Below are 25641 nucleotides of genomic sequence, written 5' to 3'. Positions count from 1 at the left end.
GGCATGTTCGCCAGCCCCCAGCGCGGGCACCATGGCCACGGCACCCAGTGATTGCACCAGGCTGATTAGCATGTCGGCATGGTTCACCTCGAACGCCACCCGCCTGCGAATACCCTGCGCAGCAAAAGCCATGTCGGTTTGCAGGCGCGGCCCGCTGCCTGCCGGCCAGTCCACCAGCGTGCAGCCAGCCAGCTGCTGCAAATCCAGCTGTGGCAAGGTGGCCAGCGGGTGGTCCGGACGCAGCAAGGCCAGCAAGGGCTCCTCCCACAGCAAGCGGGCATCCAGCCCCAGCACCGGCTCCCCCGGCCACACGCCAAGAAAGGCGACGTCGATCTGCTGCACGCGCAGTTCTTCCATCATCACATCGCTCATGCGCATGGCCAGCTGCACATCCACCTGCGGATGACGGCGGTGGTACTCCGCCAGCAAGGCGGGCAAATCCAGCCGGCCAAGCGTGGAGATACTGCCAATGCGCAGGCTGCCGCGGATTTCTCCGGTAGCGGCCGCCATTTCGTCTTCCAGCCTTTGCGCCGCTTCCCGCACCTGACGCGCATGCCTGACGAAAGTCTGCCCGGCAGGGGTGAGCGTGACCTGGCGCGAGGTCCGTTCGAACAGCCGGGCACCGAACTCCTGTTCCAGCCGGGCAATCTGGTGGCTCAGCGCCGATTGCACGGTATGACAGCGCTCGGCAGCACGGGTGAAGTTTTCCTCTTCGGCCACCGCCAGCACGTAATCAATCTGGCGCAAGTTCATTCAATCCATCTCGTTTCACGATTAAAAACATGAAAACAATACATTGGAGTCATTCTTTAGGCCAGTAGATACTGCCCCGGCATGCATTAAATGCCGCTGGCAAAACAGCGTAGCGTCCCTGGGGCAAGGCCTGCCGACGCCGACAGTACAAGGGTACGGCAAGGCGGCGCAACGCAGCAGCAGGGGTTTTGTTAGCGGCTCTGACAACACCCTGCGCAGTCACACCGAAAGCCAACACATGCAAACCACCCACACCCTCCCCCACCCCGGCCATGAACATGGCGGGCTCAGCCCGCTGCTGATGTGCTGATGACCGTAGCCACAGGTCTTGCCGTGGCCGGTAATTATTACGCCCAGCCCTTGCTGCCGGAAATCAGCCGGGAACTGGGCATCCGCGCTGCCAGTGCCGGCAGCATCATCACCACGGCGCAGCTGGGCTATGCGCTGGGCTTGCTGCTGATTGTGCCGCTGGGCGACATGCTGGAACGGCGACGGCTGATTCTCGTGATGATGTTGCTGGCCAGTTGCGGCCTGTTGATCAGCGCCACGGCAGGCAGCATCAGCCAGCTGTTGCTGGGCACGGCCATTGCCGGCGTGTGTTCCGTGGTGGCGCAAATCCTGCTGCCGCTGGGTGCCAGCCTGGCCAGTGAAGCCGAGCGTGGCCGGGTGGTGGGTACCATCATGAGTGGCCTGCTGACCGGCATTTTGCTGGCCCGCACCGTGGCAGGCAGCCTGGCCGACCTGGGCGGCTGGCACACCGTGTACTGGTGCGGCACCGGCGGCATGCTGCTGATGACGCTGGTGCTGTCCCGTCAGCTGCCGCACACGCCTGCCACACCGGGCTTGCGCTATGGACAGCTACTGCAGTCGGTACTGCGCCTGTTTGCGGAAGAACCCAGCCTGCGCCTGCGCGGCCTGCTGGGTGCCATGTCCTTTGCCACCTTCAGCGTGATGTGGACTTCGGTCGCCTTCTTGCTGTCTGCGCCGCCATTCGGCTTTTCCAACAGCACCATCGGCCTGTTTGGCCTGGCCGGGGCCGCCGGGGCCTTGTCGGCCAATATCGTGGGACGGCTGAGTGACCAGGGCCGTGGCGCACTGGCTTCCCGGCTCAGCCTGGGCCTGATGTTGCTGGCCTGGCTGCCGCTGGCGCTGGCACCGCATTCGATTACCGCCCTGCTGCTGGGCATCCTGCTGCTGGACCTGGGGGTGGCGGGCTGCCATGTCAGCAATCAGGGGGCGATTTACCGCATCCGGCCGGAAGCCCGTAACCGGCTGACCTCAGCCTACATGACCAGCTATTTCATTGGCGGGGCTGTCGGTTCGCTGGCCTCAGCCTGGGCCTATGGTCACTGGGGCTGGATGGGCGTGGTGCTGGCCGGGGCCGCGTGCAGCCTCACCGGCATCTGCGCCTGGGCGCTGTCCGGCCCCCGCCATCATGGCCTGACTGGCTGAGGCGACAGCACCTGGCAGTCATGGTCCTGCACATCACCTTCGGAAGAAGCAAAGTTGCCGGCCAGCACGTCCGCCTTGCTGGCCAGTAACCAGAAGCCCGGCCCGTCGGCCAGACGGGTAGCAATCACCGCCAGCGTGTAGCTGCCCATCTGCCCGCTGGCACCGGCCACCTCATCGGCCAGCAAACGGAATGGCTGCACGCCATCCAGTGTTTCACCCGGCACGGCACGCGCCAGATAGGCATGACCGTTGATGCCGTCCGCCAGCGGCTGCCACTGCAGCCCGATGCCTGCCTGCTGCAAACGGGCGGGTAGCTCTGGCCGGACGCAGGAAACATGAATGTGCAGCTGGTTCTGGCTGCGGCCCCATTGCGAGTTCACTGTCAGCGCCACCGCCTCGCGCGGCAGCACACTGCCATGCAGCCGCGCCATCCACTGCCTTGCCTGCCAGGCTGCAGCCCAGTAGTCGGGTGCATCCGCCTGCAATAGCAGCGGGCTTTCAATACCGCTGACCCGCGCGGTGGGAATCAGCAGATATTGCAAAACGCCGTGGATGTCCTTGAGGATGGCATGCCCTTGCGGCTCACCCTGTGACATGTCCAGCGCAGCACACGGGGCCGGGTCCTGCGTCTGCTGCCAATGCGGCACGCATTGCTGATGCACGATATTCCACAAGGCATCGGCATTGGCGGCATGCACCGCCCACGACACCAGCAAGCCAAGCAGCGCCAGCACGACACTGCCGCGGAAGATTTTCACCGTCATGGAATGATGCTTTCGCCAGAGGAAAAACCGCATGATCAATCAGGCAGGTGACAAACCGTCGCTCAGCGCGGCGGCAGCAGGCTGGGCAAGGGCCAGCGCTTGACCGTCCACTGCGCATACAAGCCCAGCAAGCCTGCCAGACCCAGCGATACCACGAAATAACCGGCAGGCCCGACGGATGCCATCACCGCCGAACACAGCAAGGGCCCCAGCGTGCCACCCAGCGCATACACCATCAGCAAGGACGCGCTGATTTCCACCCGGTGGCGTGGCGGCATGGCATCGTTGGCAATGCCGCTGAGCGTACCGTAGAAGGTAAAGGCAATCGCCACGTACACCATCACCAGTGGCAGCATCCAGCCCGAGCCGGTCAGCAGGATCAACACCAGCGACAACACCGCCACCACCAGTGCCGAGTAGGCCAGCAACTGGGCACGGTCGCTGCTGTCCGCCCATTTGCCCATCGGCCATTGCAACAGTGGTGCGGCCAGCAAGGCCATGCCCATGAAACCGGCGATATCAGCCGCCGACCTGCCCAGCTGGCTGAGCATGGCGGGCATCATGGTGTAAAAGGCACTGTTGAAACAGCCAGCCAACAGCGCACCCACGAGGCTGAGCGGTGCACGCCGCCCCAGCAGACGCAAGGTACGCAGCGCCCGTGCCAGCACATTGCCGGCAGCCGGTGCCGACAAGGCCTGCGGCCGTTGCCCGGTAAGCGTGACCGGAATGATGGCCAGCGAAAACAGCATGGCCACAATGATGAAGGCCCAGCCAGGCTGGCTGAACGGCAGCTTGAGCAGCCACTGCCCGGCACTGGCGCCCAGATAGCTGATGATCAGGTACAGGGAAAACAGCTGGCCACGCTGGCTGTTGCTCACACAGCCGTTGAGCCAGCTTTCCACCACCATGTAGATGCCCACCATGGCCAGGCCATTCCCCAGTCGCGCCAGCAACCATAGCCAGGGGGAAGTAAACAGGGCCTGACACAGGGTCAGCACGCAGATCATGGCGGTAAGCGCGGCAAAGGCGCGGTGATGGCCATACTGGCGGATCATGCCGCTGCAAAAGAAACCGCCAATGAAAAAACCGGCATAGTAGGCCGACTGCACCATGCCCGCCACGGCCACCGGCACGCCATTGGCCAGCAGGCTGAGCGAGGTTTCGGTATTGCCCAGCGCATTGCCCACCACCAGCAAGGCATAGGCCAGCAACAGGCTGGCCACCGCCCGCAGCATGCTGCGCCAGCTACGCTCCACCACCATCACGCCTTCCATTGCCATGCCACCCCTTGCCACGCCATTTCAAAACAATGTCATTATCCATGACAAACCCAGCCCTGACTTGCCATCAATCGACAGCTACGCCGCTTTGTTCAGCATTCCGCACGCATGCCGCTGTAAACAGAAAACCGCCCACAGTTAAAGTGGGCGGTCTGCCATGTGCCGCACTGCGGCAAGCAATCACGCGGCGCCTGGCTGTCGTGCCGTTTTTCCGACAGCACACTGCACATCATCGGCAGGTCGGGTGAGCATAGCATCCGGGATGCCAGGCTGCATCCGCTGGGAACCCCAAGGCAAGGCGAAATGCAAAATCAGTCCAGCCGGTGGCTCAGCCTATACGCGCGGCCAGCTGGCGCGCCGCCTGGATCAGGGGGCTGGAATAACTGCGGCTGGCCTGTTCGCTCAGTTCATTGCTGGCAACGCAAATGCTGATGGCGGCAATCGGCTCATGGCTCAGGTTCACCACTGGAGCGGCCAGACAGCTGACGCCACTTTCGATTTCATCATGCGTCACGGCATAACCCAGGCGCTGGGCACGCTCCAGCTGGGTGCGCAGCTCCGGTGGTGCAAGCAGGTATTCGCCATCCAGATACGCTTGCAGATAATCCTTGCTGCGCAGGCTGAGAATGGCCTTGCCAGCAGCGGCACGGTGCAAGAGCAAGGTCTGGCCGATGTAAGCATGAAAACGATGGCCGAGTGCGGACTCCAGCTTGGCCACCACGACCACGGTATTCCCCACCGGAATGCTCAGCAGCACCGTTTTGTGTACTTCGTTCTTGAGGATTTCGGCAATCGGGTGGAAATTGGGAATGATGCTTTGCCGGCCTAAATGGAGGAGGCCATCTGGAAAATCCTGGAGCCGATGGCGTAGGACTTCTTGCGCCCCGGGTCCATCACCACCAGCTGGGCCTGTAACAGGCTGCCCAGAATACGGTAACAGCTGGCGACAGGAATACCGGTTTGCGCACTGATCTCGGCCTGGGTCAGCGGATAGGAGGCATTCACCAGCAACTGCAAAATGGCAATGGAGCCGTCGACAGCGGGGGCGGTTGGTCGCGCGGGCAAGATGCGTTCCTGTGACAAAGCCCTGCGCTGTCGGCGGTGACGGCCAGCGCAGGGCCTGGTTGATAACAATGCGGATGCCAAGCGGCTCAGTGCCAGTCCTGCAAAATCATCTCGGCCGCCTTTTCCGCCACCATCATCACCGGTGCATTGGTATTGCCGGAGGTGATATTGGGGAAGATGGAGGCATCCACCACCCGCAGCCCGGCAACTCCATGCACTTGCAGCCGGTGGGAGACAACAGCACTGGCCGGATCCGGCCCCATCGCACAGCTGCCGCACAGATGATAGATGGAACCGGACTCCTCGCGGAAGAAGCGCAGCATGCTGTCGTCGTCGTCCACCCTGCCTGCCGGAGAAACCTCCTCCACCGTAATGCGGCGCAAAGCCTCGGCCTGCATCAGGCGACGGATGAAACGGCTGCCCTGCACGGCTTCGCTCCGGTCCTTGTCGGTAGACAGGTAATTGGGACGGATGCTGGCAGGCCGCGCCGGGTCGGCACTGCTGATGGCAACCGAACCCCGGCTGCTGGGTCGGCAGGGATTGAAGCACACCAGAAAGCCCGAGTAAGGTTCCGGCTTGAGTGCCGCCCTGGCATCCTTGGGAATGCTGTAGGACAGCGGATTGAAATACAGTTGCAGATTCGGCCGCTCCTCCTCTTCACTGCCACGGAAAAAGCCCCCTGCCTGATTCACACTCAGCGCCAATGGCCCCTTGCGGGTAAGGCCATAGCGCAGCGCCGCCATCCCCTGCCCCCACAGGCTGCCCAATTCATCATTCAGCGTCTTGCAATTGGCGCGGTAGTAAAAGGACACGCACAGGTGGTCTTGCAGGTTCTGCCCCACCGCCGGCAGGTGCTGGCGCAGTGGAATGCCCAGTTCTTGCAGCAAGGCGGCATCGCCAATGCCCGACAATTGCAGCAGCTTGGGTGAGTCCACCGCACCGGACGCGACAATCACTTCCTTGCTGGCAAAAAAGCGGCGTGCCACCCCGTTTTGCCTGACCGTAACGCCGTTGGCACGCCCGGCAGTGTCAAACAGGATGGCTTCGGCCTGACAGTGGGTTTCGACCGTGAGATTGGCCCGCCCCATGGCCGGGTGCAGATAGGCCACCGCACTGGATGCACGCTCGCCATGCCGGATATTTGCCTCGTAAATGCCCGCCCCTTCAAACCGGGCGGCGTTGAAATCGTCATTCAGCGGCAAACCCAGCTGCTGGCAGGCTTCCAGATAGTTCTGGCAGATGGGGTGCGCCTGCTCCCGCATCGGCGTGATGCCAATCAGCCCCTTGTTGCTGCGCCATGCGGTTTCGCCAGCCGGGTGGTTTTCCAGCTTCCTGAAGTAAGGCAGCACATCGCGAAAGCCCCAGCCCGGATTACCAGCGGCTTCCCAGTCGTCGAAATCTGCCGGCTGCCCGCGCACATAAATCATGGCATTGATGGCACCGGAACCACCCAGCACCTTGCCGCGCGGTGCATACAGCTTGCGCCCGGCAAGGTTTGCCTCCGGCTCGGTGTAATACATCCAGTTGGTTTGCGGGTTGTAGTAGTTCTTGACGTATCCCACCGGCAGGCAGAACCAGAAGGAATCATCCTTGCCGCCGGCTTCCAGCAACAATACGCGATGCTGGCCGGACTCGCTCAGGCGGCTGGCCAGGATGCATCCGGCAGAGCCCGCCCCCACGATGATGAAGTCGAATTGTTGGCTCATAGGCTTTTATCCGTGTTCCAGCGGTTTTTCCAGGCGTCGGATGACTGCGTCCGCACATCAAACGGCTTGGGGTCCATCAGCAGGTGCAAACGCTCACCCACATAGGGCGAGTGCGCCTTGACCACGTCCATGTTCAGCTCCACGCCAAGGCCAGGCTCGGTAGGCGGAATGATGAAACCGTCTTCCCAGCGGATAGGCTGCTTGAGCACCTGGGAGTGGAAACCATCCCAGGTCATGATGCTTTCCTGAATCAGGAAATTAGGCGTGGCGGTGGCCAGTTGAATGCTGGCCGCAGCCCCCACCGGCCCGTTGTACAGATGCGGGGCAATCTGGGCGTAATAGGCTTCGGCCATGCCGGCAATTTTCTTGGCTTCCAGAATGCCGCCCACCCGTCCCAGATTCATCTGCAAGATGGAAGCCGCGCCCTTTTGCAAAGCTCATGGAATTCATACTTGGTGGTCAGGCGCTCACCGGTGGCAATCGGGATGCTGGTCTTGCCGGCCACTTGCGCCATGGCGTCGGCCTGACCGGGCGGCACCGGCTCCTCGAACCATAGCGGGTCGTATTTTTCCAGTCTCTTCGCCAGACGGATGGCAGAGGCCGGCGTCATCTGGCCATGGGTGCCGAACAGGAGATCGCACTTGCTGCCAACGGCCTCGCGAATCCTGCGGCAGAACAATTCGCACTGGTCCATCACCTCCAGTGACAGGTGGTGGCCGGAATACACGGTATAAGGCCGGCCGGGTCAAACTTCAGTGCGGTAAAGCCTTGCTGCATGTACTGTGCAGCACATTCTGCGGCCAGGTCGGGGTCGTCGTAGTCATACTGACCGTGGGCATTTTCGGGATAGAGATAGGTGTAGGAGCGCAGGCGCTCATTCACCTTGCCGCCAATCAGCTGGTAAACCGGCTGATTGGCCGCCTTGCCGATGATGTCCCAGCAGGCCATTTCCAGGCCGCTGGTGATGCCCATCATGGTCAGGTCCGGGCGCTGGGTAAAACCGCTGGAATAACACTCACGGAAGAAGCGTTCCACCTGATGCGGGTCATGATTGAACAGATAGCGCTCGAAGACGTCGTTGATGGCAGGCACCATCACCGTGGGATGGAAGGTGGCGGCATAGACCTCCCCCACTCCTTCAATGCCACAGTCGGTTTTCAGCGTGACAAAAATCCAGTACATACCGCCAACATGCGGCGGAGGAACTGCCACAACATGTGTTTCCATGGAGATGATTTTCATCACACAGACTCCCGTTGTTTATTCAGTTGTTTGAAATAAAACACCGCAACCGTGCCCAGCAGGCCGCAGCAGGCGATATAGGCGAAATAGAAGCGGGTACCATCGATACCGGGGTAATGCGCGGCAAACGCGGTATTGATCATGGGCAGGAAAATGTCCGGCAAATAGCCGATGACCGAAATCAGGCCAATGGCCAGTCCGGTTACGGATAGCGGCACCCGGCAGGCATCCAGCAAGGACCAGTACAAGCCGCGGATGGCATAGGTGAGCACGCCGATCAGCAGCACCAGCGCCAGCAGGAAATACATTCCGCCGCTGCCAGGGAAAAAGATCAGGCCACACAGGCTGAGCGAGGCAAACAGCATGCACAGCCCCAGTACGCCCTCCTTGGAAAAACGGTCGCCCAGAAAACCGCCGCCAATCCCGCCGATGGGACGCATCCACAATTTGGTGACGGTAATGAAACCGGCCGCCACCGCGCTCATGCCATAGCCCTGCTGCAAATAGGCCGAAAAAGAATAGGTGGCCCAGAACAGCTGATAACCACAGAAAATGATGACAGCCAGCAGCCAGACTTGCGGGATGCCCAGCAACAGCCGCAAATCAGCCAGTACATTGCTCTGGCGCGCAGCCCCGCTGTCGCGCTCCGCCACGCCCTTGTCCAGAAACAGCAGAATCAGCACGGCAATGGCCAGACAGGTAAAGGAATACAGATAAATCACCTGCCGCAATGCCAGCTTTGGCTCGTCGCCCTGCTGGACATGAAAGGCAAAAATGGCCAGCGCAATGGAGGCCAGCACCGCCTCGACCAGGCCACGGCCGCCATCCAGAATGCCAAAGAAACGCCCTTGCTCATTGGCGGCGGCCAGCATCTTCACCCCCTTGAGCAGTGCCGCCCAGAAGGTCAGCCCGGCAGCCAGCCCCCAGCCGACAAAGATGATTTCCAAAGCCTGATAGGCCGGAAAGGTGGCAAACCACAGCCCCAGACCACCCACAACAGACAAGGAAAAGGAAATCAGCAAGCGTGGCGGGAAGCGGTCTGCCAGCCAGCCGCTGGGCAAGTAGCTGACGGCGTACACCACGCCCAGCATGGAATAAAACACGCCCAGATCGCTGCTGCTGATGTGGAAGCTTTGCAGGATGGTGGTTTCAAAATTCTGCCGCAGGTACAGCAGCGGATAGATGGCGCCGGCGGCCAGCAGCAGCAGGCCGAACTGGAAAAAGCGCAAATGATTGCGGGCATGCAGCGGCGACGCTGCAACCATGGTGTCAGCATGTTTCATCTTGATGGTGTCTCCTGCTGCACCGCAGGACTTGTGGCTGGCCTTATGCGTTGGCCATCCTGTCGTGTGCAGACTTGTTGTGATTCCGGATGAATGACCGGGAGGAAGCTCAGTATTTCAGGACGACCAGCCGCGTCTGGGTGAACTCCAGCATGCCGTGCTTGCCATCGTCGCCCCCCAGTCCGGAGCGTTTCCAGCCGGCGTGATAGCCCTGATAGGGGTCGGCCGGGGTGCGGTTGACATACAGCTCGCCCGCTTCGATATGGTTGGCAAAACGCATGGCGGTGCGGTAGTTTTCGGTGAACAGCACCGAGGCCAGGCCAAACTGGTGGTCGTTGGCCAGCTGCAAGGCCTCTTCTGCCGTGCTGTATTTGAGGACGCACAGTACAGGGCCGAAAATTTCTTCCTGTACGATTTCCATGTCCTGACGCAGCCGGTGAGCAAGGTAGGCGGGTAAAAAAAGCCAGGGCCTTGCGGAATGAAACCGCCGGTTTCCAGCACCGCGCCATCATCGACAGCCCGCTCTACCATCTGGTGGATATTGAGCCGGGTGGTCGCATTCACCAACGGACCCATGTAGTTGGGATGCCGGGCCCGATTGCCGTACTGGCGTGCCGCAAAGCGTTCCTTGAGCAAGCGCACAAAATCGTCGTACACGCTTTCCTGCACATATACCCGCTCCACCGAGGTACACAGCTGACCGCAGTGGCTGAGGGCGGATGCCACGATGTCATTGGCTGCCTGCACCAACCTGGCATCCGGCTCGATGATGGCCGGGGTCTTGCCACCCAATTCCAGCGATGATCTGGCAATATTCACTTGGGAATATTCCAGCACCTTGCGGCCGGCCCCTACGCTGCCGGTGAGGGTGATCATGCCCACACGCGGATGCGTGCACACCGCTTCGGCCACCACATGGCTCATGGTCAGGATATTCACTACCCCTTCAGGCAGGCCGGCATCCAGCACCGCCTGGGCAATTTCAAAAGCCGAGCACGGCGTGTTGTTGCTGGGCCGCACCACCACGGTATTGCCGGTGATCAGTGCTGGCGCAATCTTGCGCAGCAAGGTGTAGACAGGGAAGTTGAACGGAATGAGGCAGACCACCACGCCGATGGCCTCGCGCATCAGCAGCAGGTTTTCCTGCGGGTTGTCGCTGGGGATGACCTCCCCTTCGATACGTCTGGCCCATTCGGCGTGAAAGCGGGTGATTTCAGCCGCATAGCCAGCTTCGGCCATGGCATCACTCAGGCTTTTGCCAGACTCGTCAGCCAGTGCGGCACCAATCTGCGGTGAACGCGCCTGTAGTGCCTCTGCCAGTTTGTGCAAATACTGTGCACGCTCACAGGCAGGCAAGGCTGCCCAGCCTTTTTGTGCAGCTGTTGCCGCCTCGACTGCCGACAGCGCTTCGGCAGTGGTGGCAGCGGACACCTGCGCACAAGGCTGGCCGGTGGCAGGGTCCGCCACGATGAAACTGACATCGCTCTCGGGCTGGACAAAGCGGTTGTTGATGAAATTCTGATAGCACTGCATGGGGCCAAACTCCTTGACTAGAGTATTGGCTCCATCAAACCAGTCACCTATCCCGCGGTCAAAATAATTCCATGGATGAACATTTAATTTCACCCATGAAATTTACTGCCTTGCAGGACAGTCAGACCGTCAGAAAAAACCTGCATTTACAGCAGCCTCATTCACTCCTGGCGACGCCGCCAGGCTGCCAGCTCGCTCAGGCGCAAGCCACGTGGAAAAGGCCGGTGCTTGCCATGGGCAATGCGCTGTGAGCGGTAAATGCCGCTATGGCCAGAAAAATAATAACTGGCCACGCAGGCCAGCGCGGCGTAGATGCCCACCTCACTGCCAAACAGCTCCATCGCCATGATGGTGGAAGCCAATGGCGTGTTGGCCGCCCCGGCAAATACCGCGACAAAGCCCAGCCCGGCCAGCAGGGAGAACGGCAGGTGCAATAGCGGCGACAGGGCATTGCCCAGCGTGGCACCGATGAAAAACAGCGGCGTTACTTCCCCGCCCTTGAAGCCGCTGGCCAGTGACAGTACGGTCAGCCCCAGCTTGGCGGCAAAGTCATAGGCAGGCAGCGGCTGAGTGAAGGCATCCACAATGGTGGGAATACCCAGCCCGATAAAGCGCTCGGCACCGCTGGGCCAGACAATGGCCACCAGCAACACACCACCCAGCAAGGGCCGCAAGGGCGCATAGGACACATGGCGCTTGATCAGTGCCGACAAGGCATGAGTGCTGTTGGCAAACAGCTTGCCAACCAGGCCAAACAGCGCCCCGGCCACCAGCGTGGCCAGCAAGGTCCAGGCACTGAGCACGGGAAACTGGCTGATGGCGTAATGGGTGTGCTGCACGCCCCAGGCCAGACCCACCTGATCGGCCACGATGGCCGCCAGCAGGCTGGGAAACAGCGCGTCATAGCGCATGCGGCCAATGGCCAGCACCTCCAGCGCAAACACCGCCCCGGCCAGCGGAGTACCGAATACCGAGGCAAACCCGGCGGCAATCCCGCACATCAGCAGGATGCGCCGGTCGGCATTGCCCAGTCGCAGCAAGTGGGTGACCTGATCGGCCAGCGCGCCGCCCATTTGCACGGCGGTGCCTTCGCGCCCGACCGATGCGCCAAACAGGTGGGACATCACCGTGCCCCACAACACCAGCGGCACCATGCGCAGGGGCACGATGCGGGTGGGATCGTGGATTTCATCGATCAGCAGATTATTGCCGGCCTCCACCTGTCGGCCGTAGCGCAGGTAGACCCAGCCCACGGCAAAACCGGCCAGCGGCAGCAGAAACAACAACCAGGGCTGGCTTACGCGCAGGGACGTGGCCCACACCAGGCTGTGCAGAAAGAAGGCAGAAGCAGAACCGGCCAACAGGGCAACCAGGCAGGCCAGTAACAGCAGCTTGCTCATGCGCGGCAGCATGGCAAGGGTTTCGGAACGGGAAATGGCAGACATGGAATTCTTCTGAATGAGGACTCGAAATCACCCCCAATGCCGGAACATACTGACGCACCTGCAGCTCCCGGCACGGGATACCTGCAGGCATCATCAGCCCGGACGGGCGGTTCGCTGCCGCGACTTCCGGGCAGGAAGCAGCCAACAGGCGGGAGGAATGCCATCTCCCGAAGAAAACTCATGCTAGCGGCAAAGCCGGCCGGCGACAAGCAAAAAGCCGGGCGGCCCCAAAGGGACAGCCCGGCCAGACCAGCAGCAGAACAGGTATTAAACCGGCAGATCAGCCTCAGGACAGACTGTCGCCCGACTCATTACGTGTCTTGTACAGCGAATACAGCACGCCACCTGCCAGCAGGCCCAGTGTCACCACCAGCGACACGCCAGTCGGGATATGGAACTGCACCAGCTGGATATCGTTGAGATACACCAGCCCCACTTTCACCCCGATGAATACCAGCACCACGGCCAGCGAATACTTGAGGTATTCAAAGCGGTGCACCATGGCGGACAGGGCAAAGTACAGCGCGCGCAGGCCGAGGATGGCAAAGATGTTGGAGGTGTACACCAGGAAGGGGTCCTGGGTGATGGCAAAGATGGCCGGAATGCTGTCCACCGCAAAGACCAGATCGGCACTTTCCACCAGCAGCAGCGTCAGCAGCAAGGGGGTCGCCCACCAGCCTCGGCTCAGCCCGTGCTGCTCGCCACGCACCAGAAAATGATGGCCATGCAAGGTGGGTGTCAGGCGCAGGTGACGGCGCAGCCACTGATACAGCTTGTTGTCATCCAGCGACGGGTGGCTTTCCTCCTGGCTGAACAGCATCTTGACCCCGGTCAGCAACAGGAACAGGCCGAACAGCACCAGCACCCACTTGAATTCGGCCACCAGCACCGCCCCCAGGCCTATCATCAGCGCACGCAACACAATGACGCCCAGAATGCCCCAGAACAACACCCGGTGCTGATACAGGCGCGGCACCGCCATGCCGCTGAAAATCAGCGACATCACGAAGATGTTGTCCATCGACAGCGATTTTTCCACCAGATAACCGGTGAGGTACTGCATGCCGGCATCGCCACCGCGATACCACCACACCCATCCGCCAAACGCCAGCCCGATGGCAATGTAAAAGGCCGACAGCTTCAGGCTTTCACGCACCCCGATTTCGTGGTCGTCCTTGTTGAGCACGCCCAGGTCAAATGCCAGCAAGGCCGCAACGATGCCCATGAACATCAGCCACATCCACAAGGGCGTGCCGGCAAACAACAGATTCAGCCATTCCATTGTTTTCATCTTTCCTTTTGGTTCACTGCCATGACGGCAGGTGACCGGATAAAACGTAGATGAGCAGGCCGGGCCTGCTCATCGTTCACTCCTGAAACCGCCCGGATGAATCAGCGCGCAGCCTGCAAGGCAGCGATGCGCGACTCCAGCGACGGGTGGCTGGACATCAGCCCCATCAGGCCGGCGCCACCGGAAATACCGGACGCAGCCATGTTCTGCGGCAGTTCACCAGCATGCACGCCACCCAGACGGTGCAGCGCGGCAATCATCGGCTGCGGGCTGCCCAGCAGCTTGGCCGCACCGGCATCGGCACGGTATTCACGCTGACGCGAGAAGTACATCACGATGAAAGAGGCCAGGATGCCGAACACGATTTCACACACGATGACAGTAATGAAGTAGCCGATACCGGTACCGCTGGACGACTCCTCGTCATTGCGGCGCAGGAAGTTGTCCACCACATAACCCACCACACGGGCCAGGAAGAAGACAAAGGTATTCACCACGCCCTGAATCAGGGTCAGCGTCACCATGTCGCCATTCTGGATATGGGCAATTTCATGGGCCAATACGGCTTCCACTTCCTGCTCGGTCATCGAGGCCAGCAAGCCGGTGGACACCGCCACCAGCGAATTGGACTTGCTGGCACCAGTGGCAAAGGCATTCGGCTCGCCCTCATACACGGCAACTTCCGGCATCGGCAGGCCGGCACGGTCGGCCAGCTTGCGCACGGTAAACAGCAGCCAGCGCTCGGTTTCGTTAGCCGGCTGCTCAATCACACGGGCACCGGTGCTCCACTTGGCCATGGTCTTGGACATCCACAGCGAAATGAAGGCACCGCCAAAGCCCATCAGGGCGGCAAAGGCCAGCAGGCTGCCCATGTTCAGGCCGCCGGCGGTGATGAAGCGGTTGATACCCAGTAACTGGGCGGCGATGCTCAGCACCAGCATCACCGCAATATTGGTGGCGATCAGCAGAATCACGCGTTTCATGATCTATCCCCTCGGTGGTGGTTGGTTGATGGCCCGTATCCCTTACGTGGCCACGACATTCAGATGCTGCATGATAGATGTTTCTTCGCCACGAAAAAATCAAATAAAATAGTAATGTTCTTACGATTTTTTCGAATCATCATGCTCAGCCATCTCAACTACAAGCATTTGCATTATTTCTGGGCCGTGGCACGCGCCGGCAGTGTGACTGCCGCCGCCCAGCAACTGGGCATGAGCGCCCAGACGGTCAGCGGCCAGATCTCCCGGCTGGAGCAGCAAATCGGCCGCGCCCTGTTCAAGCAGCAAGGACGTGGCCTGGTGCTGACCGAGGCAGGGCGCATGGCACTGACCTATGCTGACCGCATCTTCCAGCTGGGCGAGGAGTTGCAGGAGCTGCTGGCTGACGAACAACTGGACAACACCCTGCGCCTGAGCAGCGGAGTCAGCGATGTGCTCCCCAAAAGCATTGCCTATCGCCTGCTCCAACCGGCGCTGGCCTTGCCGCAGCGCTTGCGGCTGCAATGTACCGAAGGTGCGTTCGATCAATTGCTGCATGAGCTGGCCAGTCATAGCCTGGATCTGGTACTGGCCGACCGCCCTGCCCCGGCAGCCGGACAGCAAGCCATGCAATCGCATTTGCTGGCACGCTGCCCGGTGATGATCTACGCCACGCCAGAGCTGGCCGCGCGCTATCAGGCGGACTTCCCGCACAGCCTGCACCGCGCGCCCTTGCTGCTCCCCAGCCGTGACAATGTGCTGCGGGCGCAACTGGAGCATTGGCTGGACGAGCTGGGCATACGGCCGGAAATCGTGGGGGAATTCAAGGATGGCGCGTTGTTGCAAACCTTTGGCGAACAAGGCGCGGGCCTGTTTCCTGCCCCGGCATTTTCTGCTGATGACATTACCGGAAACGGCAAGCTGGGCCTGCTGGGGCAAGTCAGTGGAGTGGAAGAACACTATTACGCCATCACCAACCGCCGTAAATTGCAGCACATGGCGGTTCAGGCCATTATTCAGCAAACTCTTGCTGCAGAACGCTGAACGGAAAAATGACACTCGCGATCCGGATTAATCCATTCTGGATTGAACTGAATTAACATAAGAATAGTCTGATATTGCCTTTGCCAGCCCTTGCCCAGCCAGGCCATGTCTCCGGCAAGTCCTCAGAGCAGCGCTGTTTTGCACGGCGCTGTGCAGCGGAAACTGCTGCGACACGGCCTGATGCCACACTGCCCGGCCCCGCGGGCTGGTACCAACAACGGAGCGCTGTTCACCTTGCCACATACCACGCTAGACACCTTGTTTTTCGACCTGCAGCAGGGAAACATCACCCCGGGTGCGGCACTGGCCGACCTGGTGCGCCAGCTGCGCCCCTCCCATGCCGACAAGCATGAACAGGCGGTAATGAACATGCGTGCGCTCAGCTGGCTGCTGGAGCACAACGCCGACTACCGCCAGGCCTTGCGCAGCGCCTTGCTGGAGTTACTGACCCAAACCCGCCAGATTCCGCTGTATACCGAGTCCGGCATCCTCGCCAATACCGGCTTTTTCTCCACCCTGTCCAAGCGGGTGGGTGAACGGCTGCTGCCCATGCCGGTACGGGAAGATTCGCTACAAGACCGTTTTGGCCGCCTGTTTCGCTGGAAGCGGGATCATGTCTGGCTGGCCGGTATTCCGGACGACACCTGGCAGCAGCTGTGGCAAGCCATGGCCTGGCATGAAGAACAAGACCGCACCGGCTGGACCCAGACCCGCCTGCAAATGGTGGAGGCGGTGCAAATCCTCAGCGCGCGGGTCACGGCCATTGGCCTTGAGCCAGAACTGGTGCGGGTGTATCCGGACATCGAACGCTTCGAATCGCCCTTCCTGCACCTGAACGCCGCCGTGTTGAGCTATGCCGACAGCTATCGCCAGGCACTGGCGGATGGCACTGCTCTGGCGGAGGACGACAAGCACATTCTGGTATTGCTGGAGCAATGCGAGCTGATTCTGGGCAAGATCCGCAAGAATGCCTCGCGCAATGGCATCTCGGTCAATCTCACTTATCAGGCCCTGCGCTTGCTGCAAAGCCTGAACCGCCTGCGTGCCCTGCTGTGCCTGCTGGAACCGGATCACGACCCGGCGCGCAATCCTGCGCTGTTCCACCTGCTACTGGACTTTGCCCGGGCGGAAAACCGCAAGTACAGCGTCAGCGATGTGTTCAAATCCAATACCGAACTGCTGGCCCTGCAGGTAACCGAACATGCCGGCCGCCATGGCGAGCACTATATTGCCGAAACACGGCGGGAATGGAGCAGCATGGCGCGCGCGGCCATGGGTGCCGGGCTGATTGTCGGCGTGATGGCGCTGATCAAGCTGCTGCTGGCCCAGGCTCACCTGCCCTTGCTGTGGGAAGGCCTGGCTTATGGCATGAACTACGCCATCGGCTTCATCATCGTGCAGCTGTTGCACTTCACCATTGCCACCAAGCAACCGGCCATGACGGCAGCACGTATTGCTGCGGCGCTGCATCAGCAGGAAAAGAGCGGCAGCCGCGTTGCACTGGATGATCTGGCCGATCTGGTCACCAAGGTCATGCGCACCCAGTTTGTCGCCATTCTGGGTAATGTGCTGCTGGCCATCCCCACTGCCGCACTGATTGCCTATGGCTGGCAGGCCTTGTTCGGTACACCGGTGGTGTCGACAGAAAAGGCAGCACACCTGCTGCATGATCTGGACCCGTGGCACAGCCTGGCCTTGCTGCATGCCGGCATTGCCGGGGTTTACCTGTTCCTGTCCGGGCTGATTGCCGGTTATTACGACAACAAGGCCATTTACCGGCGCATTCCGGAACGGCTGGCCAACCACCCGCTCTTGAACAGATTGCTGGGCAAGCACCGCGCCTGGAAGCTGGGGCATTATGTGGAACACAATCTGGGCGCACTGGCCGGCAACTTCTATTTCGGCCTGTTTCTGGGCCTGACCGGCACCATCGGCATCATGCTGGGTTTGCCGCTGGACATCCGGCACATTACCTTCTCGGCCGCCAACCTGGCTTTTGGCCTGGTGACGCTGGATTTCCAGTTGCCGCTGGCGCAGATGGCACTCTATGCCGGCGGTGTGGCGCTGATCGGTCTGACCAACCTGGCAGTCAGTTTCATTCTGGCCTTGTGGGTGGCGCTACGGTCGCGCAAGCTCTCCGGACATCAGGTATTGCCCCTGCTGCCCTTGCTGTTCAAACGCTTTATCCGCCAGCCCTTGCAGTTTTTCATTCCGCCAGCCGGCAGTCCGGCCGAGCCGGATACGGAAGGCAGCAAGGAAGTCTGACGCCTTACAGCGACGGCCATGACAATTCCATAACAAGAAAAGGGGATTGGCGATATACGGAAGGAATGACGTCGGTTAAACTGGCCGGTCATTTCCTTTACCTTCCGTGCACTGATGAGCCTGCGCCGTATTTTTGACAGCATCATCACCCGTCTGGTGATCATGGTGGTTTGCCTGGTGAGCCTGGGTACGGTGGTGCGCTATTTTGCGCTGGGCAGTTTTTTGCGCCAGGACCTCAGTACCGTGGTGCAGGAACAGCAACAGACACTGGCCAGCTATGTCGCGCGTGATATCGATGAAAAAATCACCCAGCGCGAGGCGCTGCTGGATCAACTGGCCGCAGACCTGCCACAGCAACTGCTGCAACAACCTGCCGCCCTGCAGGATTGGCTGCGTCAGCACTACCGCTACCAGAGCCTGTTTCCCGGCGGCCTGTTTGTCACCACCGCCCAAGGCCGGGTGATTGCAGATTACCCTACCGCACCGGGACGCCAGAACCACAGTTACACGGACCGCGACTATATCCACGCGGCCCAGCAAGGCAAACGCTATATTGGCAAGCCGGTGACCGGTTACGCCTTGCGCATTCCCATCCTGCCGATGGCCACTCCCTTGTTTGACCACAATATGCAGGTGACGGCCATCCTGGTCGGCATCACTCCGCTGTCCGCCCCCGGCTTTCTGGATGTGATGCAGAAATCCCGTATCGGCAATGGCAAAGGCGGATTCCTGCTGCTATCGCCACGCGACAAAATGTTTGTTGCCGATACCCAGAAGCAACTGACCATGACCCCCTTGTCCCCTGTCGGCGTCAACCCGCTGCAGGATACCGCCCTGAGCAGCTACCACAGCACGGAAATCACCACCAACATGCGGGGTGAGGAGGAAGTGTCCACTACAGTAACAGTCGCCAGTACCGGCTGGCTGGTAGTGGCGCATACGCCGGCCAGTGAAGCCTTTGCCACGGTCAGGCATGCGCAAGGCTTTGCCGTGCGCGGTGCCATCATTGCCACCGTGATGTTTGCCATGCTGGCCACCCTGTGCATGTATTTCGTGCTGCGCCCGCTGTTCCAGGCGGCGGAGGATGCCGAGCGGATGACGCGCGGCGAAACCCCGCTGGTTCCCTTGTCGATCCGGCGCAATGATGAAGTCGGCCACCTGATTGCCGCCTTCAATCGCTTGCTGGGCAAATTGCACGAACAGCAAGGCCAGCTGGAGCGTATTGCCCACCACGACCCGCTGACCGGCCTGCCCAACCGCCGCCTGCTGGCAGACCGCCTGAAACTGGCCTTAGCGCAGTCGCGCCGCCACGGCACCCACCTGGCCCTGTTGTTCATGGACCTGGACGGTTTCAAGCAAATCAACGACAGCATGGGGCACGAAGCAGGTGACGAGGCCCTGCGCATGGTGACCGCCCGCCTGCAAGCCATCGTGCGCGAGACCGATACCCTGGCGCGTATTGGTGGCGACGAGTTTGTCCTGTTGATGTGCAATCTGGATGAGCACGCGGCCGAAGCAGTACGCACCGTGGCTGAGAAATGCATTCAGGCCATGCAGGAGCCATTGCACATCGGCACCCATGCCTACAAGGTGGGTATTTCCATCGGCCTTAGTCTGGCCGGGCCCGACAGCACGGCCGATTCACTGATGCAGGAAGCTGATCAGGCCATGTATCTGGCCAAGCATGCCGGCGGTGATTGCTACCGTTTCAATTAGCGCCAGCCTGCTGCCATTCATGCTGCATTGCACTTTTTATACCTACAAAAGTACCGGGCCGGGACACTTTGTTTGACCATGATCAAGCCCGCTTCAGCCGCATGTAAAAACAGCATTTCATCACTGATTTTTTTGACTCAGACACGAAATTCCACTGTCCCTATTTTCAACAACAGTGAATAAGACCAAGCCGCGCTCCATATACTACAAATCAATCAATGCCGGGAATCAGCCTTTGGAACAGGCTCCTTCGGGGAGACTGGACGCCATCAACCCGGCTTGTCGTGCAGGCAGTCTTGCCCGGCTGCTCACCCCCTGCCCGTGACGTTTGCTGTTGCTTCCATCCAATAACAGAAGGAGACGGTAATGTTGATCGGTGTACCCAAGGAAATCAAAAACCACGAGTACCGCGTGGGTCTCACCCCTGCTGGCGTGCGCGAACTGGTTGCCCATGGCCACAAGGTACTGGTGCAGACCCAGGCTGGCCTCGCCATCGGTTTTACGGACGAACAATACATACAGTCCGGTGCCTCCATTGCGTCCTCTGCCGAAGATGTCTTTGCCCGCGCCGAGATGGTGGTCAAGGTGAAAGAGCCGCAGCCGGTGGAATGCCGTCTGCTGCGTCCGGGACAAATCCTGTTCACCTACCTGCACCTGGCACCGGACCCGGAGCAGACCAAGCTGCTGACCGAATCCGGCGCGGTGGCCATTGCCTATGAAACCGTCACCGACGAGCGCGGTGGCCTGCCACTGCTGGCACCGATGTCGGAAGTAGCTGGCCGCATGGCCATTCAGGCGGGTGCCCATGCGCTGGAGAAAGCCCAGGGCGGCCGTGGTGTATTGCTGGGCGGCGTGCCCGGCGTCGCCCCGGCACGGGTGGTGGTGATTGGTGGTGGCGTGGTCGGCCTGAATGCGGCCCGCATGGCCGCCGGGCTGGGTGCCGATGTAACCATTCTGGACAAGTCTCTGCCGCGCCTGAAAGAAATCGACATGGTGTTTGGCGGCCGCATCAAGACTCTGGTATCCAATACCGCCAATATCGACGAATCCATCCGCGAGGCGGACATGGTAGTGGGTGCCGTGCTGATTCCGGGTGCTGCCGCGCCCAAGCTGGTAACCCGCGCCATGCTGGGCAATATGAAACCCGGTGCGGTACTGGTGGATGTGGCCATCGACCAGGGTGGCTGTTTTGAAACCAGCCGAGCCACGACACATCAGGACCCCATCTACGTGGTAGACGGCATCGTGCATTACTGCGTTGCCAACATGCCCGGCGGCGTGGCACGCACTTCCACCCAGGCTCTGAACAATGCCACCCTGCCCTTCACTCTGGAGCTGGCAGACAAGGGCTGGCGTCAGGCCCTGCTGGATAATGCCCACCTGCGTAACGGCCTGAACGTCTGTCACGGCAAGATCACCTACAAGGCCGTGGCGGATGATCTGGGTTATTCCTATGTGGACCCGGTAGAGGCCATCAAGGCAGCCTCCTGAGCGGAAACAGCAGTAAAAAACCGCTGCCCATGTAATGGGTCAGCGGTTTTTTTTCGTCCATCTGCCGGGTAATGGCCCGGTAGCAGGGGGTATCCCTGTCACTCCCGGCGGATTACTCAGCCAGCAGCTTTTGCACCACATCGATATAGCCTTGCTTGGCTTCATCGCTGGCCATGCCCTTGAGCTTGTCCCAGGCATCGTATTTGGCGCGGTTGATGAAATCCATCATGCCCGGACGCTCACCGGATACATCCCCTTCGCTCGCTTGCTTGTACAGCGCATACAGTTGCAGCAGGGTCTGGTTGTCCGGACGTTCGGACAGCGAGGTAACGTCAGCCTGGGCCTGGGTGAACAGTGTATTCAGATCAGACATGTTTCTTCCTTCGTGGTCGGATAAAAAAGCGGTATGTTCCGCTGTACTGTAAGCGGTCCTTGCCACTGGGGCCGGACCTGCCCGGCTAGGCCGGGATGGCTGAATTTAGCATGAAACCGGCAAGCGTGCTTGCCACCGCTTGCCACGAACTGATGCGCCCTCACTGGGCAGCCGAAGCATCGCTGTCACCCTGCGGGCCGATGCGCACCAGCTTGAAACTTTTCACCGCACGGCCGTCGCGCACTGCCGGATAGAACCTGGCCTGACGGAACACTTCAATCAATGGTTGTTCCACCCCTGCAGGCTGCGCAGACACCAGTTGCACGGCATCCACCGTACCCTGCTCGTTGATATACACCCGCAAGGTGACATCCACATCGTCCATGCCCAGCCCGTAAGGAGCCAGCAGCACAATGGGCACTTGTTCCAGCGCCACCACATCCACCTGCCGGGCGGCGTAGTAGACATCCACACCCCATTGCTGGGCATCCGCATCCGTATCAGTCGTTGCCGCTGTGGCAGTCTGCACAGGCAGCGGCTGATCGGCCGCAACAGCCGGCTGACTGGCCTGCGGTGCGCTGGCAGGTGCTTGCCGTGCCGGCGTTTCAGCTATCAAGACCTGGGGAGCACTGGCTTGTTTGGGCAGGTGGTGCTGGCTGTGGCCTGTCATGATTTCCGGGCTGACTGGCGGTTTTTTCACCAACGGCAAGACGGGTGGTGAGGGTGGTGCGGGCTGTGCTGGCCTGGCTAGCGGCGTGGGCTGACCTTGCAAACGCACATGCAAGGGCTGTGGCTTGCCTTGCGGGCTGCCATCCGGCAGCAGCCGCAACAGCAAGGGGCCGTGCAACAGCAAGGACAGGCTGAGCGCCAGCATCAGCCTGTCTGCATCACCAAGCGCAGACCAGTGCCAGGACCCCGGCAGCCAGCGCAGCCCGAAAGGCAGCTTCATGATGCAAAGGAATGCTGGCAGGACGTTTACTTGGCATCCAGCAGCTTTTCGATGTCTTCCTTGGCAATGGCTCCCGGCACCAGACGGCCATTGGCAAACAGCAAGCCCGGCGTGCCGGTGATGCCAAGCTCGTCACCCAGCGCTTCCACCTTGTCCAGCGCCCTGGTATCGCACTTGTCGCTGCCGGTCAGCTCCTGGCCATCGCGCATGAAGGCAGTCCAGGTTTTCAGCCTGTCCTTGGAACACCAGATCTGACGGGCCTTGCGCGGTGCATCCGGATGCAGCTGGGCCAGCGGGTACAGGAAGGTGTAAATGGTGACATTGTTGATGCCCGGCAGACTTTCACGTTCCAGCTGCTTGCAGTACGGGCAGTCCGGGTCGGTAAACACCGCCAGCTTGCGTGCGCCGTTGCCACGGACTTCCTTGATGGCGTACTGCAGTGGCAGTTTGTTGAAATCCACGTGATTGAGCTCGGCCATTTTCTTTTCAGTCAGGCTGGCCTTGGCATCGGCATCAATCAGGTCGCCAACGAACAGGTATTTGGCCGAAGCATCGGTGTAGACAATCTGCTTGCCCTTCACCACCACTTCAAAAATGCCTTTTACCGGCGTTTCGCTGACGCTGAGCACCTGACGATTGGGGAAGCGGGTAGTGAAGGCTTTCTGTACCTGCTCGGTGCCGGTGGAGGTGGCATTGGCATTGCAGGCCGTCATGGTGAGCAACAGGGTGCCAGCCAGCGCCAGCGCTTTTACAGTGGTGTTCATTCAATATCCTCAGGTTCAGAAGCCAATGGCATGACGGGCGAACTGACGCTTGAGCGGGGTCAGCCGGTTAGTCAGGCTCAGGCCGGTATTGCGCAGCCAGGACAGGCCGGGCACATGTTGGGTATGGAACAGCCGGTACAGGCCGTCACAGGTGAACTGCATGGTTTTTACCGCTTCGCGCCGCTCGCGCTCGTAACGACGCAACAGCATCCAGTCGCCGGCATCACCCGGTGATTGCAGCAAGGCGGCCAGTTGCGCCGCATCCTGAAAGCCCAGGTTGACGCCCTGCCCGGCCAGCGGGTGCACGGTATGGGCGGCGTCGCCTACCAGCGCCAACCGCTGGCTGACCACAGCCGCGGGCTGGATCAGCCGCAGCGGGAACGCTGCCGCCGGACCAAGCAGGCCCAGATGTCCCAGTTGGTGATTGCCGGCTGCCGCCACGCGGGCACACAGTTGCTCGGGGGACAAAGCCATCAGTTCATCAGGCTTGGCAGTAGACCACACCATGGAAATGCGATTCCCTGCCATGGGCAGCCAGGCCAGAATGCTGTCGCCAGTGAACCACTGGCGGGCAATGTTGCCATGCGGCTTTTCGCAGCTGAAATTGGCCACCACTCCGCTTTGGCCATAAGGCTTGATGCTGGCGGCCAGATCGGTCTGGCTACGCACCCAGGAATTGGCCCCGTCGGCCCCTACCACCAGGCTGGCTTGCAGCACCCGGCCATCGTCCAGCGTCAGGCTGGCCGTGCTGGCGGTGGTGGAGAGTGAGGCAGGTCGCACACCAGTCAGACAGCGGACCGGGCTGGCAGCCAGCCGCTGCCACAGGCTAGCCAGCAACCAGCGGTTTTCCACAATCCAGGCCAGGGCGCTGGCACCGGCATCGCTGGCGGCAAACTGGATGCGGCCACCAGCATCGCCAGAAACATCCATGCTGGCGATGGTGCCGACGCGGGACATGTCGGGCCAGGCTTGCAGTTGTTCCAGAAAACGGCGGTTAAGCGGGCTGACCGCGTAAATGCGGGCATCCCAGCCTTGCTCCAGATCGTCAAAGCGTGCGTCTGAGCCTTCCAGCAAGGCAATCTTGCGTCCGCTATCTGCCAGCGCCAGTGCCAGGCTGGCACCTACCAGGCCACCACCAACGATGATGACGTCGTACTGTGTCATGTATTGCTTTCCTAAAGCCCGAATACCAGATGGCGGGCAAATGCACGGCGCAGGGGCGGCACACTGTCCAGCGTGCTCATGCCCACGCCGCGCAAGGCGCTGACCAGGGCCGAGTCACCATCAAACAGCTTGATCAGGCCATGGGTGAAACCCACCACGGCATGGCTGTCCAGTTTACGGCTGGCGGCATATACCGCCAAGGCAGCTGCATCGCCCGGATCGCTGACCTCGTTCAGGGCATCGGTCAGGCCGATGGCATCACGCAGGCCCAGGTTCAAGCCCTGCGCTGCCACCGGATGCATGGTCTGGGCCGCGTTGCCAATCAGCACCACCCGGCCACTGCTGACACGGTTGACCTGACGCAGTGCCAGCGGAAAGCTGGCACGCGGGCCGATGGATAGCACCTTGCCCTGGCGCTCGCCAAAAGCTTGCTGCAACTCGGCCATCACCTGTTCATCCGGCGCTTGTTGCAAGGCCTTGGCGTCGTCGTGGCTACGCGTCCACACCAGCATGTAATTGTCACCGTGTGGCAGCAGGGCAAACGGCCCCTGCTTCGAGAAGCGTTCATACGCCACACCGGCCGGCGGCTGTTCGGTGCTGACTTCGGCCAGAACCGCGCATTGCTGGTAGTCATGTACCAGGCGCTTGATACCGGGCAGGCTGTCCGCCAGCGCACCGCCTTCAGCCAGCACCACCAGACGGGCAGTGAGGCTGATATCGCCATGCACACCGCTGGTTTTCACCGTGGCGTAGCAGGCCATGCTGTTGACCGCCTCGACGCGGGTTTCCCACCACACCTGCACCCCGGCTTGCTCCAGCCGGGCATTGATGGCGAGGGTGAGCGCCGGATAATCCACCACCACGCCCAGATGCGGCAGCTTGAGATCAGCCGCATCCAGCCGGGTACGGCCAAACGCCCCCTGCTGCGACACATGCACGCTGTCGATCTGGCTGGCGGACAAGTCCTCCGGCCATGCGCCGGAAGCTGCCAGCGCTTCCCGGCTATACCAGGACAGTGCCAGCGCGCGCGCATCGGTCAGCGGCGCATCCTTGGCGCGTGCTTCCACCAGCAGCACCCGCC

General features: G+C 60.9%; 21 protein-coding genes, 2 pseudogenes and 1 riboswitch. Of the genes and pseudogenes, 5 read left to right on the top strand and 18 right to left on the bottom strand.

Annotated features, from left to right (window positions below; translation table 11 throughout):
* Positions 1 to 753: LysR family transcriptional regulator (locus tag AWT75_RS17870; RefSeq protein WP_062790916.1), on the bottom strand; the 753-nt coding region annotated here is incomplete at its 3' end.
* 309 nt (positions 754 to 1062) lie between these two features.
* Here AWT75_RS17870 and AWT75_RS17865 point away from each other — a divergent pair.
* The gene (locus AWT75_RS17865) at positions 1063 to 2205 is read left to right on the top strand and encodes an MFS transporter (RefSeq protein WP_062790914.1); all 1143 of its coding nucleotides are present in this window, start codon (positions 1063 to 1065) and stop codon (positions 2203 to 2205) included.
* Here AWT75_RS17865 and AWT75_RS17860 read toward each other — a convergent pair.
* From AWT75_RS17860 to htpX, 12 genes and pseudogenes are all read right to left on the bottom strand, one after another.
* Positions 2187 to 2969, bottom strand: a complete 783-nt coding sequence (locus AWT75_RS17860) for a CDP-diacylglycerol diphosphatase (RefSeq protein ID WP_062790912.1) — start codon at positions 2967 to 2969, stop codon at positions 2187 to 2189. The two genes, AWT75_RS17865 and AWT75_RS17860, sit on opposite strands and share 19 nt — an antisense overlap.
* 62 nt (positions 2970 to 3031) lie before the next feature.
* Positions 3032 to 4249: an MFS transporter gene (locus tag AWT75_RS17855; RefSeq protein WP_082696185.1), complete on the bottom strand. Its 1218-nt coding sequence runs from the start codon at positions 4247 to 4249 to the stop codon at positions 3032 to 3034.
* A 328-nt stretch (positions 4250 to 4577) separates the two neighbouring features.
* Positions 4578 to 5033, bottom strand: coding sequence for an IclR family transcriptional regulator (locus AWT75_RS22305; RefSeq protein ID WP_420835433.1), 456 nt, complete (start codon positions 5031 to 5033; stop codon positions 4578 to 4580).
* Between the two features lie 41 nt (positions 5034 to 5074).
* Positions 5075 to 5314, bottom strand: coding sequence for a helix-turn-helix domain-containing protein (locus AWT75_RS22300; RefSeq protein WP_204377095.1), 240 nt, complete (start codon positions 5312 to 5314; stop codon positions 5075 to 5077).
* 86 nt (positions 5315 to 5400) lie between these two features.
* Positions 5401 to 7020, bottom strand: coding sequence for a GMC family oxidoreductase (locus AWT75_RS17845; RefSeq protein ID WP_062790908.1), 1620 nt, complete (start codon positions 7018 to 7020; stop codon positions 5401 to 5403).
* Positions 7017 to 7714 (bottom strand): annotated as a pseudogene (locus tag AWT75_RS23170) (mandelate racemase/muconate lactonizing enzyme family protein). The gene AWT75_RS17845 and the pseudogene AWT75_RS23170 overlap by 4 nt, the downstream one beginning before the upstream one ends.
* Positions 7714 to 8262: an enolase-like domain-containing protein gene (locus AWT75_RS22285; protein ID WP_204377092.1), complete on the bottom strand. Its 549-nt coding sequence runs from the start codon at positions 8260 to 8262 to the stop codon at positions 7714 to 7716. The pseudogene AWT75_RS23170 and the gene AWT75_RS22285 overlap by 1 nt, the downstream one beginning before the upstream one ends.
* A complete protein-coding gene (locus tag AWT75_RS17835) occupies positions 8262 to 9545 on the bottom strand; it encodes an MFS transporter (protein WP_062790906.1) in 1284 nt (427 codons plus the stop codon). The genes AWT75_RS22285 and AWT75_RS17835 overlap by 1 nt, the downstream gene beginning before the upstream one ends.
* A 109-nt stretch (positions 9546 to 9654) precedes the next feature.
* A pseudogene (locus AWT75_RS17830) lies at positions 9655 to 11078 on the bottom strand (aldehyde dehydrogenase family protein).
* A 161-nt stretch (positions 11079 to 11239) separates the two neighbouring features.
* Positions 11240 to 12523, bottom strand: a complete 1284-nt coding sequence (locus AWT75_RS17825) for a voltage-gated chloride channel family protein (protein ID WP_045848329.1) — start codon at positions 12521 to 12523, stop codon at positions 11240 to 11242.
* A 77-nt stretch (positions 12524 to 12600) separates the two neighbouring features.
* Positions 12601 to 12700, bottom strand: a riboswitch (Fluoride riboswitch).
* 109 nt (positions 12701 to 12809) lie between these two features.
* Positions 12810 to 13814: a TerC family protein gene (locus AWT75_RS17820; protein WP_239689648.1), complete on the bottom strand. Its 1005-nt coding sequence runs from the start codon at positions 13812 to 13814 to the stop codon at positions 12810 to 12812.
* 101 nt (positions 13815 to 13915) lie between these two features.
* Positions 13916 to 14797: a protease HtpX gene (htpX, locus tag AWT75_RS17815; RefSeq protein ID WP_062790904.1), complete on the bottom strand. Its 882-nt coding sequence runs from the start codon at positions 14795 to 14797 to the stop codon at positions 13916 to 13918.
* A gap of 141 nt (positions 14798 to 14938) precedes the next feature.
* Here htpX and nhaR point away from each other — a divergent pair, with 141 nt between their 5' ends.
* From nhaR to ald, 4 genes are all read left to right on the top strand, one after another.
* On the top strand, positions 14939 to 15838 hold the full coding sequence (gene nhaR, locus AWT75_RS17810) for a transcriptional activator NhaR (RefSeq protein WP_062790920.1): 900 nt from the start codon (positions 14939 to 14941) through the stop codon (positions 15836 to 15838).
* Between the two features lie 180 nt (positions 15839 to 16018).
* Positions 16019 to 18103 carry a site-specific recombinase gene (locus AWT75_RS17805; RefSeq protein WP_082696187.1) on the top strand — a complete coding sequence of 695 codons (2085 nt, stop codon included), beginning with the start codon at positions 16019 to 16021 and terminating at the stop codon, positions 18101 to 18103.
* 114 nt (positions 18104 to 18217) lie between these two features.
* On the top strand, positions 18218 to 19819 hold the full coding sequence (locus AWT75_RS17800) for a GGDEF domain-containing protein (protein WP_062790902.1): 1602 nt from the start codon (positions 18218 to 18220) through the stop codon (positions 19817 to 19819).
* A 366-nt stretch (positions 19820 to 20185) separates the two neighbouring features.
* Positions 20186 to 21310, top strand: coding sequence for an alanine dehydrogenase (ald, locus tag AWT75_RS17795; RefSeq protein WP_062790900.1), 1125 nt, complete (start codon positions 20186 to 20188; stop codon positions 21308 to 21310).
* A gap of 112 nt (positions 21311 to 21422) precedes the next feature.
* Here ald and AWT75_RS17790 read toward each other — a convergent pair whose 3' ends face one another.
* The 5 genes from AWT75_RS17790 to AWT75_RS17770 form a co-directional block, all read right to left on the bottom strand.
* Entirely contained in the window at positions 21423 to 21683 is a 261-nt protein-coding gene (locus AWT75_RS17790; protein ID WP_045848335.1) for an acyl-CoA-binding protein, read from the bottom strand.
* Between the two features lie 160 nt (positions 21684 to 21843).
* Positions 21844 to 22632 carry an energy transducer TonB gene (locus tag AWT75_RS17785; protein ID WP_062790898.1) on the bottom strand — a complete coding sequence of 263 codons (789 nt, stop codon included), beginning with the start codon at positions 22630 to 22632 and terminating at the stop codon, positions 21844 to 21846.
* Positions 22633 to 22658: 26 nt separating this feature from the next.
* Complete coding sequence (locus AWT75_RS17780; RefSeq protein WP_062790896.1) at positions 22659 to 23396, bottom strand: DsbC family protein; 738 nt, start codon at positions 23394 to 23396, stop codon at positions 22659 to 22661.
* 15 nt (positions 23397 to 23411) lie between these two features.
* A complete protein-coding gene (locus AWT75_RS17775; protein ID WP_062790894.1) occupies positions 23412 to 24560 on the bottom strand; it encodes a UbiH/UbiF family hydroxylase in 1149 nt (382 codons plus the stop codon).
* Between the two features lie 11 nt (positions 24561 to 24571).
* A partial coding sequence (locus AWT75_RS17770) for an FAD-dependent oxidoreductase (RefSeq protein WP_062790892.1) occupies positions 24572 to 25641 on the bottom strand: 1070 nt, incomplete at its 5' end.

This window comes from Aquitalea pelogenes (assembly GCF_001515305.1).
GTDB lineage: Bacteria > Pseudomonadota > Gammaproteobacteria > Burkholderiales > Chromobacteriaceae > Aquitalea > Aquitalea pelogenes.
Note: the sequence above shows the minus strand (reverse complement) of the source record. Positions and strands in the feature narration are given on the sequence as shown.